At 65.8% G+C, this 14074-nt stretch carries 13 protein-coding genes and 3 tRNA genes; 11 read left to right on the top strand and 5 right to left on the bottom strand.

The features are described from left to right. The first annotated feature begins 37 nt into the window (after nt 1–37). From serS to ABUA28_RS08340, 6 genes are all read left to right on the top strand, one after another. The gene (gene serS, locus ABUA28_RS08365; protein WP_349903587.1) at nt 38–1303 is read left to right on the top strand and encodes a serine--tRNA ligase; all 1266 of its coding nucleotides are present in this window, start codon (nt 38–40) and stop codon (nt 1301–1303) included. Then, nucleotides 1303–2124, top strand: coding sequence for an HAD family hydrolase (locus ABUA28_RS08360; protein WP_349903586.1), 822 nt, complete (start codon nt 1303–1305; stop codon nt 2122–2124). The genes serS and ABUA28_RS08360 overlap by 1 nt, the downstream gene beginning before the upstream one ends. A 47-nt stretch (nt 2125–2171) precedes the next feature. Continuing rightward, nucleotides 2172–3428, top strand: coding sequence for an LCP family protein (locus tag ABUA28_RS08355; protein ID WP_349903585.1), 1257 nt, complete (start codon nt 2172–2174; stop codon nt 3426–3428). Between the two features lie 77 nt (nt 3429–3505). Next, a tRNA-Ser gene (locus ABUA28_RS08350) sits at nt 3506–3590 on the top strand. Between the two features lie 47 nt (nt 3591–3637). Next, the gene (locus tag ABUA28_RS08345) at nt 3638–4885 is read left to right on the top strand and encodes an LCP family protein (RefSeq protein WP_349903584.1); all 1248 of its coding nucleotides are present in this window, start codon (nt 3638–3640) and stop codon (nt 4883–4885) included. Between the two features lie 6 nt (nt 4886–4891). Further along, nucleotides 4892–5965: an acyltransferase family protein gene (locus ABUA28_RS08340; protein ID WP_349903583.1), complete on the top strand. Its 1074-nt coding sequence runs from the start codon at nt 4892–4894 to the stop codon at nt 5963–5965. On the opposite strand, the gene ABUA28_RS08335 is transcribed toward ABUA28_RS08340, so the two are convergent. Continuing rightward, nucleotides 5962–6090: a hypothetical protein gene (locus ABUA28_RS08335; RefSeq protein WP_349903582.1), complete on the bottom strand. Its 129-nt coding sequence runs from the start codon at nt 6088–6090 to the stop codon at nt 5962–5964. The two genes, ABUA28_RS08340 and ABUA28_RS08335, sit on opposite strands and share 4 nt — an antisense overlap. 193 nt (nt 6091–6283) lie before the next feature. On the opposite strand from ABUA28_RS08335, the gene ABUA28_RS08330 reads away from it, so the two are divergent. After that, nucleotides 6284–6374, top strand: a tRNA-Ser gene (locus ABUA28_RS08330). Nucleotides 6375–6428: 54 nt separating this feature from the next. Here the strand turns inward: ABUA28_RS08330 and ABUA28_RS08325 are convergent. Continuing rightward, nucleotides 6429–7262, bottom strand: coding sequence for an alpha/beta fold hydrolase (locus tag ABUA28_RS08325; protein WP_349903581.1), 834 nt, complete (start codon nt 7260–7262; stop codon nt 6429–6431). A 191-nt stretch (nt 7263–7453) separates the two neighbouring features. Between ABUA28_RS08325 and ABUA28_RS08320 the strand changes: the two genes are divergently transcribed. Then, a tRNA-Arg gene (locus ABUA28_RS08320) sits at nt 7454–7529 on the top strand. Between the two features lie 63 nt (nt 7530–7592). Here ABUA28_RS08320 and ABUA28_RS08315 read toward each other — a convergent pair. Together ABUA28_RS08315 and ABUA28_RS08310 are read right to left on the bottom strand one after the other, a co-directional pair. Continuing rightward, nucleotides 7593–8489: an amidase domain-containing protein gene (locus ABUA28_RS08315; RefSeq protein WP_349903580.1), complete on the bottom strand. Its 897-nt coding sequence runs from the start codon at nt 8487–8489 to the stop codon at nt 7593–7595. Nucleotides 8490–8589: 100 nt separating this feature from the next. After that, nucleotides 8590–10548 (bottom strand): MDR family MFS transporter, encoded by a 1959-nt coding sequence (locus tag ABUA28_RS08310; RefSeq protein ID WP_349903579.1) that lies wholly within the window; start codon nt 10546–10548, stop codon nt 8590–8592. A gap of 192 nt (nt 10549–10740) precedes the next feature. On the opposite strand from ABUA28_RS08310, the gene ABUA28_RS08305 reads away from it, so the two are divergent. Genes ABUA28_RS08305 through ABUA28_RS08295 form a run of 3 tightly spaced genes read left to right on the top strand, consistent with a single transcriptional unit; the run spans nt 10741 to nt 13491 of the window. Next, nucleotides 10741–11661: a pseudouridine-5'-phosphate glycosidase gene (locus tag ABUA28_RS08305; RefSeq protein ID WP_349903578.1), complete on the top strand. Its 921-nt coding sequence runs from the start codon at nt 10741–10743 to the stop codon at nt 11659–11661. Further along, nucleotides 11662–12549: a carbohydrate kinase family protein gene (locus ABUA28_RS08300; RefSeq protein ID WP_349903577.1), complete on the top strand. Its 888-nt coding sequence runs from the start codon at nt 11662–11664 to the stop codon at nt 12547–12549. Between the two features lie 39 nt (nt 12550–12588). Beyond that, a complete protein-coding gene (locus tag ABUA28_RS08295) occupies nt 12589–13491 on the top strand; it encodes a hypothetical protein (protein ID WP_349903576.1) in 903 nt (300 codons plus the stop codon). On the opposite strand, the gene ABUA28_RS08290 is transcribed toward ABUA28_RS08295, so the two are convergent. Next, nucleotides 13485–13931, bottom strand: a complete 447-nt coding sequence (locus tag ABUA28_RS08290) for a MarR family winged helix-turn-helix transcriptional regulator (protein WP_349903575.1) — start codon at nt 13929–13931, stop codon at nt 13485–13487. The genes ABUA28_RS08295 and ABUA28_RS08290 overlap by 7 nt on opposite strands. Nucleotides 13932–14074 lie beyond the last annotated feature (143 nt).

Below are 14074 nucleotides of genomic sequence, written 5' to 3'. Positions count from 1 at the left end.
CAACGGTACGGCATTCGCCGCCGAATAGACTGGTGCGGTGATTGATCCGCAGTTACTTCGAGACAACCCCGACGCGGTGCGGGCATCCCAGATCGCGAGGGGGGCATCCGCGTCTCTCGTCGACGAGGCGCTCGCGGCCGATGTCACGAGGCGCTCCGCGATCTCCGAGTCCGAGAGCCTGCGGGCGAGCCAGAAGGCACTGGGCAAGCAGGTCGCTGCGGCGAAGGGCGACGAGAAGACGCGGCTCCTGGCCGAGGCACAATCCCTCGCGGCCCGGGTCAAGGAGTTGAGCCAGGGGGCGACGGATGCCGAGGCCGAGTTCTCCAGGCTCGCCAGCGCCATCGCCAACCCGATCGTCGACGGCGTCCCCTCGGGTGGAGAAGAGAACTTCGTCACCCTGCGCGAGGTCGGTGCGAAGGCGAGCTTCGACTTCGAACCCAAGGATCACGTCGAGCTCGCCGAGGGCCTGCGCGCTCTCGACCTGGCCCGCGGCGTCAAGGTGTCTGGCAGCAGGTTCTACTTTCTCCGCGGCATCGGGGCGCGTCTCGAGATCGCCCTCATGAACCTCGCGCTCGACAAGGCGCTCACCGAGGGCTTCGAACCGCTCATCACGCCGACCCTGGTGCGCCCGGAGATCATGGCGGGCACCGGCTTCCTCGGTGAACACTCCGACGAGATCTACTACCTGCCCACCGACGAGCTCTACCTCACCGGCACGAGCGAGGTGGCGCTGGCCGGGTTCCATTCCGATGAGATCCTCGACCTCTCCGCCGGGCCGCAGCGCTACGCCGGATGGTCGACCTGTTACCGCCGCGAGGCCGGCTCCGCGGGCAAGGACACCCGCGGCATCCTGCGCGTGCACCAGTTCAACAAGCTTGAGATGTTCAGCTACGTGCTGCCAGAGGATGCCGAGGCCGAGCACGAGCGGCTCGTCTCCTACCAGGAGTCGATGCTGCAGGCCTGCGAGCTCAGCTACCGCGTGATCGACGTCGCCGCGGGGGACCTCGGTTCGAGCGCCGCGCGCAAGTTCGACATCGAGGCGTGGGTGCCGACGCAGGGCACGTACCGCGAGCTCACCTCCACGAGCAATTGCACGACGTACCAGGCCAGGCGGCTCGACATCCGCTATCGCACCGAGTCGGGCAAGACCGCACCCGTCGCCACCCTCAACGGAACACTCGCGACGACGCGCTGGCTCGTCGCAATTCTCGAGACCCACCAGCAGGCCGATGGCTCGGTGCGCGTGCCGACCGCGCTGCGCCCCTATCTCGGTGGTCTCGACATGCTGGAGCCGGTTGCTTGATGGCTGAGGGCACAAACGCGGGCACGGACCGCTGGCTGATCGCGCTCGACATCGATGGCACGGTCATGCTCGAGGACGGCGAGATCAGGCAGACCGTGATCGACGCCGTACACCACGCGGTGGATGCGGGGAACGAGGTCATGCTCGCCACGGGACGCTCCGTGGCGATGACTCTGCCCGTGCTGGATCGCCTCTCGATCACCCCCGACTACGTCGTCTGCTCGAACGGGGCGATCACCCTCAAGCGCGATGCCGACGCACCGACCGGATATTCGCGCGTGCACGTCGACTCCTTCGATCCGACCGAGGTGCTGCGCACCGTGCGGGCGAGTCTCGCGGACGCGAGCTACGCGGTCGAAGACGAGACCGGTCTCTACCACTTCTCCGGGCAGTTTCCGGATGACACCCTTGGCGCCACGAGCGTCAAGGTCGAGTTCGACGAACTGCTGGGCCTGTACGCGACCCGCGTTGTCGTGATCTCGCCCGGCCATGACATCGACGACTTCCTCGATATCGTCGAGAAGATGGGCCTGCACAAGGTCACCTACAACGTGGGCTGGACGGCCTGGCTCGACATCGCACCGGATGGCGTGAACAAGGCGACCGCGCTCGAGCGCGTGCGCGAGTGGCAGGGCGTCCCGCGCTCGAGGGTGATGGTCGTCGGCGACGGACGCAACGACATCGACATGCTCGCCTGGGCATCCGCGGAGGGTCGCGGCGTCGCGATGGGGCAGGCCCCCGACGAGGTGCGGGCGGTCGCGAACGAGTTCACGGGAACGGACCTGGAAGACGGGGTCGCCAGGGTTCTTGCAGCGTTTTAACGGCTGCGGTCATCCATAATCGGATGCCGGAACCAGGAAGGACACCCGTGAGCGATCTGCGACCACGCCCGTACCGCGTGCGCGCTGCAGTGCGCCATGGCAGGGTCAAGGGCTCGCGTCCCGTGCTCACGGCGTTGAAGTATCTCTCCGCCGGACTCGCCGTGGTGCTCGTGAGTGGTATCGCCGTCGCGGGCATCTCGATCGGCCAGATCAGCAGCAACATCAAGACCGTGAGCCTGGTCGGCGAGACCCAGGGCCCGCCGCCCGCACTCGGGGACTACGAGGGCGGATTCAACATCCTGCTCGTCGGCAGCGACACGCGCCAGGGCCAGGGCGAGGCGGGGCCTCCTGGCGCAAGGAATGACGTCAACATCCTGCTGCACGTCTCGCACGACCAGACCAACGCCGTCGCGGTCAGCATCCCCCGGGATCTCATCGTCGACGTTCCGCAGTGTCCGCGCGAAGACGGCAAGGGCAGCTACCCCGCGCGTTCCAATACGCCCATCAACACCTCGCTCGGCACGGGCGGACTGGCCTGCACCGTGCTCACCGTGAGCAAGCTGACCGGTCTCGACATCCCGTTCGCCGGACTCATCACCTTCGACGGGGTCACAGCCGTCTCGACCGCGGTCGGCGGGGTTCCGGTGTGTGTCAATGGACCGTTCCACGACCACTACACGGGCTTCACGCTTCCCCAGGCCGGCACATACAACCTGTCGGGTCACCAGGCGCTCATGTTCCTGCGCAGTCGCCACGGTGTCGGCGACGGCAGCGACCTCGGGCGCATCAGCTCACAGCAGGTGTTCCTCTCCTCGCTCGTGCGCACGGTGAAGAGCAACAGCACGCTGACCGACTTCGGCAAGATGTTCAACATCGCCACCGTCGTGTCGGAGTCGATGACCCTCTCGAGCAGTCTCAAGAACGTGAACACGATGGTGTCGATGGCGCAGGTGCTCAAGAAGCTGCCGCTCGACCGCATCATGTTCGTGCAGTACCCGGGTGCCACGGGGGGCACGGGTGCCTTCGCGGGCAAGGTCATGCCGATCACGTCTCTCGCGAACGCGTTGTTCGCGAAGATCAAGGCGGATGAGCCGTTCTCGCTCGAAGCCGGCAAGACGGGGCGGGGGTCCGTGCAGGATCCGAACGCGCCGGTCGACGCGGCTGCGACGTCGCCCACGGGGGCGGCGACCACATCCGCTCCTTCCGCGACGGAGGCGCCGGCGACGGATGCTCCCTCGCAGGTTCTCGATGGAGTGCTCGGCCAGTCCGCCGCCGACTACACCTGCTCAAAGGTGAACAACTGAGGCGGAATCCGACGGTTTCTCGCTGGCGCTCGCGGCGTCGCCGAACAACTCGGTTACAATCGTGCCTTGGGTCTCCTGGAGGGCTGTCCGAGCGGCCGATGGAGCCAGTCTTGAAAACTGGTGGGCAGAAATGTCTCGTGGGTTCGAATCCCACGCCCTCCGCGTGTAACTATCGTGCGTCATGACTATGGATTGAAAAGGAGTATCTCGTGAGTGAGCTCCGTCCGCGATCAAGAGCGTCCTCCGCGCCGTCGACCGCTGCGCGGCACGGTCGTCTGAAGAAGTCCAATCCGTTTCTCACCGTGCTCGGGTGGTTCTCTGCCGCGGTCGCTGTCGTGCTCGTCAGCACTGTCGCCGTCGTCGGAGTGTCCTTCACCCAGATCAACAACAGCATCAAGACCGTCAAGCTGGTCGGTGAGACCGAGGGACCACCGCCCGCCCTCGGCTCCTACGAGGGCGGCTTCAACATCCTGCTCGTCGGAAGCGACAGCCGAGCCGGCACCGGCGAAAAGGGGCCGGACAGCGTTCTCAACGATGTCAACATCCTGCTGCACGTCTCACAGGACCAGACCAATGCCGTCGCGGTGAGCATCCCCCGCGACATGGTCGTGCCGATTCCCTCGTGCCCCCGCGAGGACGGCAAGGGCAAGTACGGTGCCATGGCCGGCCAGCCGATCAATGTCACGCTCTCGTATGGAGGGCTGCCCTGCACCGTGCTGACGGTGCATGAGCTCACGGGTCTCGACATCCAGTACGCCGGACTCATCACCTTCGAGGGCGTCATAAACGTCTCGACCGCGGTCGGCGGTGTTCCGGTGTGTGTGAACGGTCCGTTCCACGACCACTTCACCGGGCTCACGCTTCCCAAGGCCGGCACCTACAATCTCTCCGGCCACGACGCGCTCATGTTCCTGCGCAGTCGCCACGGCGTCGGTGACGGCAGCGATCTGGGGCGCATCAGCTCACAGCAGGTGTTCCTTTCTTCCCTCGTGCGCACGGTGAAGAGCGACAGCACGCTGACCGACTTCGGCAAGCTGTTCAAGATCGCCACGGTCGCCTCGGAGTCGATGACCCTCTCCACCGGCCTCAAGAACATCAACACCATGGTGTCGATGGCGCAGGTGCTCAAGAAGCTGCCGCTCGACCGCATCATGTTCGTGCAGTACCCGGGCACGACCGGTGGCACGGGCCTGTACGCCGGTAAGGTTCAGCCGACGACGTCCCTCGCGAACGCGCTGTTCGCGAAGATCAAGGCGGATGAGCCGTTCTCGCTCGAGGCCGGTAAGACGGGGCGGGGGTCCGTGCAGGATCCGAACGCCCCTGCTCCGACGACGGATGCGACAGCGGAGCCGACCACGGACGCTGCCGCAGCCGGTGATGGGACCGCCCCGCCCGTTCTGCAGGGCGTGCTCGGGCAGTCCGCGGCGGACTACACCTGCTCGAAGGTGAACAACTAGGCTCCGGTGGATACCTTCACCGAGGTTGCACGGCGCAACAACAACTTCGATGCGTTGCGCATCGCGGCGGCCGTCGCGGTCATCCTCGGCCATGCCACCGACCTGAGGGGGCACCCCGAGAACATGGCCGTGGTTCTCGGCCTCCCGGTGAGCCAACTCGGCGTTGCCGTGTTCTTTGTGATCAGCGGATACCTCATCACCGGCAGTTGGGAACGGCGGCCGCACCTGCCGCGATACCTCACCAGCCGGGTACTGAGGATCATTCCCGGCCTCGCCCTGGTGTCGGTGGCCGCCGCGTTCGTGCTCGGCCCCATCGTGACGGTGCTGTCACCGCAGGCATACTTCAGCAGCGGCGAGACGTACTCCTATCTGCGTAACGCCGTGCTGATTCCGGACTACGTGCTGCCGGGGGTCTTCGGCACGAACCCGTATCCGGTCACCGTCAACGGTTCGCTGTGGACCTTGCCGGCCGAGTTCGCCTGCTATCTCGTCGTTCCCGTTCTCGGCCTGCTGTCCACGCGTCTGCGGGTGACGGCCTGGCTGCTCTTCGGGCTCGCCTCCGTGGTGCTCGCCACGATCCTGCCGCTGCAGTTCTTCGGCGCTCGGGTCGAGTCTGCCGCCGCGATGTGGGTGTTCTTCGCGGGCGGCGCGATCGTGCGGCTCACGGTCGCGAGGGCGCGACTGCGCGTCGACGTCGCCGCAGGGCTGCTCGTTCTCTGGCTCATTGTCGCGGCGATTCTTCCGCAGTACGCGCTGTACCTGGCGTGGATCATGCTGCCGTATTGCCTACTGGTTTTCGGTTCGCAGTCGACCCCGGTCATCCGCCGGGCCTCTCGCTTCGGCGACCTGTCGTACGGGCTCTACCTGTGGGCGTTTCCCGTGCAGCAGACGATCGTGCACTATTTCGGCGTGCTCGCCTGGGGCATCGACGTCGTGATGGTCACGGCGATCACCGCCGTGTTCGCCTTCGCATCGTGGCACCTCGTGGAGAAGCCGTGCATGGGCCTGGCGCAGAGGCTGCCCTGGTCGCGGGAGGTCACCGCCCGTCCCACGGCGGTCGTGGGTGCTGGTGGCGCTTAGGGTCTGCCGACTTCACCTTTGCGGGTGACGAGGGATGCGATGGCCAGTGAGGCGATCAGGATCACGGCCGCGAGGCCGACGACGATAATGCTGACGGTGCTTAGATCAACATCGGAAAATGACATAGGGGTGCCTGCGCTTCGGGTAAGTAGTGTCTGTCAGATCGCACCGGGGTGGTCGGGTAACTTCCGGTTCCAACAACAGTTCTGACACTACTGGCGCGCTCCACGGCGAACAAGGAGGTGCCGTTCCCCAGTCCGGGGGTGGAATGAATCGGCTATGCCGAAATGCTCCGCTATGATTGCTGACGAACTACCGGGAGTCGTCGCATAGTTCGGCCTAGTGCACCACCCTGCTAAGGTGGAGAACCCTTTATTGGGTTCCGTGGGTTCAAATCCCACCGACTCCGCCCGTGATTTTTTCTCAACCAACCTCGCTTGCCCTCGCGCGTTGAATGGCCGGGCTACTTCGTGAGGAAGGCGAGCAGCGCCTCGTTGACCTCTTTCGCGTAGGTCCAGAGCAGTCCGTGGGGGGCGCCCTCGATCTCGACGTAGTCCGCCTCGGGCAGGAGCTTCGAGAATGGCCGACCGGTCAGGTCGATCGGCAGGATGTTGTCTGCGGTTCCGTGGACGATCAGTGCGGGAACGTCGATCTTCCGGATGTCCGCCCGGAAGTCCTCGTGCCAGGTCGGCACGACTGCGGCATCCGCGAACCACGATGACCCTGCGGCGACGTTCCAGTTGCTGCGCAGGGCGGCCTCGCTGATGCGCGTGCCGAGGGTGTCGTCCGTGTTGTAGAAGTTCGCGAAGAAGCTGTCGAACCAGGCGAAGCGATCCGCGGCAGCCGTCTCGAACATCTCGTGGAACACGCTGTGTGGCAATCCCTGCGGGTTGTCGTCGGTCTGGAGGAGGAACGGTTCGAGCGAGGCGAGGAACGCGGCCTTCGCGACGCGCGCGGAACCGTAGGTGCCGAGGTAGCGGGCGACCTCGCCCGTGCCCATCGAGAAACCCACGAGCACGACATCGTGCAGGTCGAGCGTCTCCAGTACCGTGTTCAGGTCCGCGGCGAAGGTGTCGTAGTCGTAGCCGACGGTGGGCTGGCTGGACTGCCCGAAGCCTCGTCGATCGTAGGTGATGACCCGATATCCTGCCCTGAGCAGAGCGGAGGTCTGGCGCTCCCAGGAGCGACCGTCGAGCGGATAGCCGTGAATGAGCACAACGGGCTGGCCGGTGCCGTGGTCTTCGTAGAACAGCTCGATGTCGGTCGTGTTCTCCTGGCCGACGGTGATGAATGACATGGTGTGCGCCTTCCTGTCGTGAATCGGATGCTCGGGTCGTTCGCTCCCGCGTGATCCACTTAACTCGCGGTCGGCCGTACGCGGAACCGTTCGCGGCAATTTGGCGGGTGTCGTGTGCTCGCGCTGAAGCATGCGATTCGCGGCACTCCCAACCGCTGGTATAGTCATCTGGTTGGGTTTCGCCGACAGTTGCGCCCGTAGCTCAGCGGATAGAGCAATTGACTACGGATCAATAGGCCGGGGGTTCAAATCCCTCCGGGCGCACCACGCTCAAGCCCCGCAATCCTCGCGATTGTGGGGCTTGCGTCGTCTCGGGCGGACGCCATCTGCTCACGAAGCGATGCTGAAGAAGTGGGCCGTGCCGCCAGGGTGCTCCGCGGTGATGGCCGTGTCCAGGTCGCGATACTGCGCGTCAACCGTGTGGCCGACAAGTTTGATGGCGATCGTGCCATCCACGTTCTTCTCCACCTTCGACACCACCATCGTGTGGTCGACGCCATCCCGCTTCTTCGGATCCCAGTCGAACATCACGACATCGCCCACCTTCACCTTCTCGCGCTGGTCGACGGAGTAGTGGGTGACGTCCGGCCGCGAGCTGAGGTAATCGAACATCGGGGTGCCGCGCACCCAGCTCAGGCTGAACCCTCCGGTCGTGGCGTAGTCGCTGTACCACGCGCGGGATTGCTTCCACCCGCGCTGCACGAGCGTCTGGTTCACGAAGTTGCCGCAATCGTTGCCGGTGAAGACACCCCATTCCGCCGTGTTGTAGTTCTTCCAATAGGTGAACGCGTAGAGCATCTGCTTGTCGACCGGCGTCACCGCGGCGAATTCGTAGTTCTGGGCGGTGTCGATCCGCTGGCCCCGCGGGCCGATGAGCTGAAGAGGCACGGAGACCGCGGCGTAATCGACCGACATCGGCGACGTGACGGTCGCCTCCGTGTCGCTCACGGCGGTCAGCGCCAGGGGCTCCCCCGAGCCGAACACGATGGTGCTTGCGGCGCGCAGGTTCTTGCCGGTGACCGTCACCGCGGTGCCCCCGGACAGGGATCCGGATGCCGGACTCACGCTCGTGACAGAGGGGATCGCCGGAGTCGGTGCCTGAGTCGGTGAGGCGCCTGCGGCCTTCGACGACGACTGGCTGCAGGCGGCGAGGAGGAGCACCCCGCCTCCCGCAGTCGCGGCGAGTAGCGCGCGGCGCGGGATTGTGGTCTCCGGTGCAGAACTCATGCCCTCCAGACTAACCACCAACCACCGAACACTCCGGCGCCGGGACTCGGGGCCGCGACCGGCCCGCTGGCCGACCGCGGTGACCCGCATCACCCGCGCGCTACGGAACCAGCGTGAGTTCGTCCTGGGACTCCTCGCCCGCATCCGCCTCCGCTTCGGCCTTCTTCTTCGCCGCATGCGCGTCATCCGCGGCCTCCTGCAGCGCAGACTTCGCCCGCAGCGCAGGCGTCTTGAAGAAGAGCGCGAGCACGAAGGCAAGCAGCACGACGCCGAACGCGAGCCAGTAGATCAGGATGGTCGACTGCGTGAAGCCGGTGAGGAACGGCTTCGCGAGCCGGGCATCCGCACCCTTGAGGAACGAGGTGTCATTGATCGCGCTGCTGCCGCCGGCGGAGGAGTCGCCCTTCGCGTCGCCGAGCTGCTTGGCGATCTGCGGCACCGCCTTGTCGAGCACCTGGCTGCGAACCTTCGGGTTCGAGAAGTCGAGGGGCTGGCCGGGCACCTTCGTGTCCGCGACCGCCTGCGGCACTCCCTGCGCAACGAGAGCCTGCACGCCCGCGGCGTGCGCGGCCTGCTGCGCACCGCCCTCCAGAGGCGTCACGATCTTCGTGTAGATGAGGTCCATGATGGCCTTGTTCTGAGGTGCGGTGGCCACGGTGGGCGTCATCGCGGCGTTCAGAGCGCTGCGCAGCGTCGGCGTATCCGACAGCGACGTCTGGATGTTCAGCGGCATGATCGTGAACAGGAGCGACAGCATGACGGCGGTTCCCAGGGTTCCACCGATCTGCCGGAAGAACGTCGACGCGCTCGTCGCAACGCCCATGTCTCGCAGGCCCACCGAGTTCTGACTCGCGATGGTGAGCGTCTGCATCAGCTGGCCGAGGCCGAGGCCGATGAGCAGCATCCCTCCGGCCACGAACAGGAAGGGCGAGTCGTACTTCAGGAAACTGAGGTACAGGAAGCCGGCGGCCATGAGCCCCGTGCCGAGGATGGGGAACATCCGGTACTTGCCATTGCGGGCGATCAGCAGACCACTGCCGATGGAGGCGATCATGAGGCCGAGAATCATCGGCAGCATCTGGAAGCCGCTCTCGGTCGGCGTGGAGCCGAGCACGATCTGCAGGTACAGCGGAAGCGTCATCATCGCGCCGAACATGCCGAACCCGACGAGAACGCCGATGATCGTGGCCATCGAGAAGGTCTGGGAGTGGAACAGTTTGATCGGGATGAGCGCGTCGCTCTTCATCCGGATCTCGATCAGGATGAACGCGAGGATTCCGATCGCACCGACGATGTAGCTGAGGATGGCGGCCGGGCTCGTCCAGCCCCAGTCCTGGCCCTTCTCGGCCACGAGCAGCAGCGGCACGAGTCCGACGATGACCGCGGTGGCACCCCACCAGTCGATTCGCACGGATGTGCCCGGAACCTTGGGCAGGTGCAGGAACTTGAAGACCATGCCGAGCGCGATGATGCCGATCGGCACGTTGATCAGGAAGACCCAGCGCCATCCGGAGATCCAGAGGATCTGGTCCGTGCCGGCGAACAGTCCGCCGATGAGTGGACCGAGCACGCTCGAGACACCGAACACCGCGAGGAAGTACCCCTGGTACTTCGCGCGCTCCCGAGGAGCGAGCATGTCACCCATGATCGCGAGCGGCATCGACATGAGGCCACCAGCACCAAGACCCTGCAGGGCACGGAAGCCGGCGAGCTCCACCATCGAGGTCGAGAACGACGACAGGACGGAGCCGATGACGAAGATGCCGATCGCAAAGACGAATAGCGGGCGACGCCCGAAGATGTCGGACAGTTTGCCGTAGATCGGCGTGCTGATCGTCGCGACGATGAGGTAGGCCGTGGTGACCCAGGCCTGGAGACTGAGGCCGTGCAGGTCATCGCCGATGGTTCGGATGGCCGTGCCCACGACGGTCTGGTCCAGGGCAGACAAGAACATCCCGGCCATGAGACCGAAGATGACCAGCATGATCTGGCGGTGGGACATGACCGCGGTTGCGCCCGTCGTGACGGGCACGGTGGGCGCGGAAGTAGTAGATGACATTCGTCCTCGAGACAAGATAGGGTGCGCACTCTTATATGCAGGGGAGCAAAGTTACTCCGTTTAAATTGCGATTTCGGCGCAGAGGGGCTGCATACGCGCAGATATCGCCAGAGGCGAACAAGACTTTTAGCCGACCGTGACTCCGGGGTCGCAGGCCTGGCATTCAGCGGCGCGCAGATACGATGAGACACCATGAACCAGCCGATCGTCGTTTCCGCGCCCGTTGCCGAAGCTCTCGCCCAGAACCGCCCCGTCGTCGCCCTTGAATCGACGATCATTTCGCACGGGCTTCCGCGTCCGAGAAACCACGAAGCGGCCCTGGAGTTCGAGCAGATCCTGCTCGATGCCGGAGTCACGCCGGCGACCGTCGCGGTGCTCGACGGGGTCCCGCAGGTCGGGCTGGATGCCGATGGCGTGCGTCGCATCGCCGAGGAGGAGCTGGCCAAGGCGAGTGTTCGCGACCTGCCGATCCTGGCTGCGGCAGGGGCATCCGGAGCAACCACGGTCGCCGCAACCGCTCACCTCGCCGCGCTCGTCGGCGTGCGGGTCTTCGCGACCGGCGGCCTCGGCGGAGTACACCGCGGGGCCAGCAGCACCTTCGACGAGTCCGCCGACCTCTCGACGCTCGCCGTCACGCCGATCACCGTCGTGAGCGCGGGGGTCAAGTCCGTGCTCGACATCTCCGCGACGCTCGAGCGGCTCGAGACCCTCAGCGTTCCCGTCGTCGGATACCGCACCAGGATCTTCCCGAGCTTCTGGCTCACCGAGTCTGCCTTCGACCTCGACTGGTCGGTCGATTCCGTCGCCGAGGTGGCCGCGATCATGAAGGCGCAGGATGAGCTGGGTCACGGCCAGGGCATCGTCGTGGCCAACCCCATCCCGAAGGACCAGCAATGGGATCCGGCCGAGCACGACCGGGTGCTCCTCGAGGCGCTCGCCGCAGCAGATGCGGCCGGGATGCACGGCAAGGCTGTCACGCCGTTCCTGCTCGATTACATCGTCGGCGCGTCGGACGGCCGCAGTCTCGAGGTCAATCTCGACCTGGCCCGCAACAACGTTCGGGTCGCGGCGGAGATCGCAAAGGCCTGGTCTTCGCTCACGAACGGCAGCTGAGTGCCTGGCGCGCGCATCGTCGTCTTCGGCGATGTCATCGACGACATCGTCGTCGTCCCGAACGGCCCGATCAGGCCGGACACCGACACCCCATCCTCGATCAGGCACAGCCCGGGTGGGTCGGCGGCCAACGCCGCGTCCTGGCTCGGAAGCGCCGGCGCCGAGGTCGACTTCGTCGGCCTCGTGGGGGAGGGGGATGTCGAGCGGCACTCGCTCGCGCTCGAGGCGCACGGCGTCACGCCTCATCTGTCCGCACATCCGACGCTGCCCACCGGGGCCATCGTGGTGCTCGTCGATGGGCAGAGTCGCTCCATGCTCACCGAGCGCGGTGCGAACGTCGAGCTCGGCCCGGACGATGTGTCGGATGCCCTGCTCGACCGGGCAGCGTTCGTGCACTTCTCGGGCTACAGCGTCTTTGCCAGCCGCGATCCGGATGCGTTCCGTCGCCTCATCGAGCGATCCGCGACCCGCGGAGTCGGCGTCTCGGTTGACCCCGGATCCGCGGGGTTCCTCGTCGACTTCGGGCCTGAGCGCTTCCTCGAGGTGATCGCCGGGACGTCCGTGTTCTTGCCCAACCTCGACGAGGGCAGGGTACTGACCGGGCTGCACGATCCAGACGAGATCGCGGCCGCGCTCAGCGAGCGATTCGGGGTCGTCGCTCTGACGCTCGGCGAAACCGGTGCGCTCGTGGCGATCCGCGGTGGCGAGCGGGTGCACGCGAAGGCGCACAGCGTGGAGATCATCGATCCGACCGGCGCGGGCGATGCATTCTCCGCCGGGTTCCTCGCGAGTTGGGTGCGTGACCACGACCCGGCGGCGGCGGCCGATGCGGGCGCCGCGCTCTCCGCGCGCGCGGTCTCCAGCACGGGCGGTCGCCCGACGCGCTAAAGTACAGCCACGCTCACGCGCAGGGAAGGAGACTACCCGATGGCTGTGGATCTTCCGGAGGGGGAAGATCTTCGGCGGGCGCGGTTCGAGAAGAATCGCGTGCTTGCCCAAGTGTCCCAACTCGCTTCTGACCACGCCATCCGTGTGCTCGTTGCGGGCGGCCCTGTGTTCGCAGCGCAGGGGCTCATCTCGCCGCGCGTTTCTCGTTATGCCACCCTCATCGTGGACGTCGCCACGATCGAAGACCTGCTGGCGCTCCTGCACAGAGCGGGCTGGGTGCAGGCCAGGCGATACAGCGGCGCCGCGGTCCTGCCGTCCGCGATGCTCATGCTCGTGCATCCGCAGTATGCGGTGGACCTTGCCCTCTACACGATCTTCCCGGGATTCTATACAGATCCGAAGAGGGTCTTCGCCATCTTGTGGGCCCGGCGCAGGAGCATGACTCTGGCCGGAAGCAAGGTTGCGGTGCTTGATCGACTGTGCACGGTGATGATGGCCGTGCATGACAGGCTCGGGCCGCAGTCGTGGAATCCGAGGGCGCACAACTTTGAGGTGTACCACATCGAGCAGTTCGCACGCGTGCTGGTTCCTCGCGAGCGCAAGGAGCTCCTCGAGCTCGTGCAGTCGCTCGGGGCGGTTGAGCCGATGCGTCTCCTGCTGAGCGCGCTTCACGTCGATGCGGGCCCCGTGATGCTGCCCACCGAGGGATACGCGCGATGGCGCCTGGTGATTCCGTCGGCGTCGCGGGCGACGCTGTACATGCTGGCGCTCGCCGAGTGTCCGCGGCAGCGCCGGTTCAGCCAGGCACTCAAGGTGATGCGGGCCGAACGGAGCAGGGTTTTGGCGGCCCTTCCCGGCATGCCGAAGTCGCTGTGGCTCATCCTGAGCTCGCGGCACCGGATGCGCGGCTACCGCCGCAGGCTGGCTCGCCTCGGTCAGTGAGCGGGTACCTCCGCGAAACGGAGCTTCTCGCACAGCTGGATGAGCGTCTCCATCTCGTCCTGGGTGAGCGCGCTGCCCACCCGTTCGTTGATGGATCGCACGTGCACGACCGCGGCGCGACGGAAGAGTTCGAACCCCGTGTCGGTGAGTTCGACGATGACGCCGCGTGCGTCATCCGGGTCCGCGAGCTTGACGACGAGGCTGCGGGCGACCAGGCGGTCGATGAGCCTGCTCACGCTCGGCTGGGTGAGCAGCATGTCCCGGTTCAGTTCGCGCAGGCGCAGCCGACGGTCGGGCCTGCGCGACAGCGTGAACAGCACGTCGTACTCGTTGAGCGTCACGTCGTCGATGGGGAAGTCGGTGCCGAGATACCGCATGACGGAGACCTGCGCGCGGAAGAGTGCCTCCCACGCGGTGACTGCTGTGGCTCGCGCGCTCATCGTGTATCCGTCTGCATGGATCCACTCTAGTAATGGGCCGCCTGGGGCTTATAGGCAAGAAGGTGTGGATGGGTTCTTGATCTGGGCCCGGGATTGCGGGGCTGGATCGGGGTTGTTATGGTCCGCGACCCTTAGTCGTGGAT

The organism is Parafrigoribacterium humi (assembly GCF_040227205.1).
In the GTDB taxonomy this organism is placed as follows: Bacteria; Actinomycetota; Actinomycetes; order Actinomycetales; family Microbacteriaceae; genus Parafrigoribacterium_A; species Parafrigoribacterium_A humi.
Note: the sequence above shows the minus strand (reverse complement) of the source record. Positions and strands in the feature narration are given on the sequence as shown.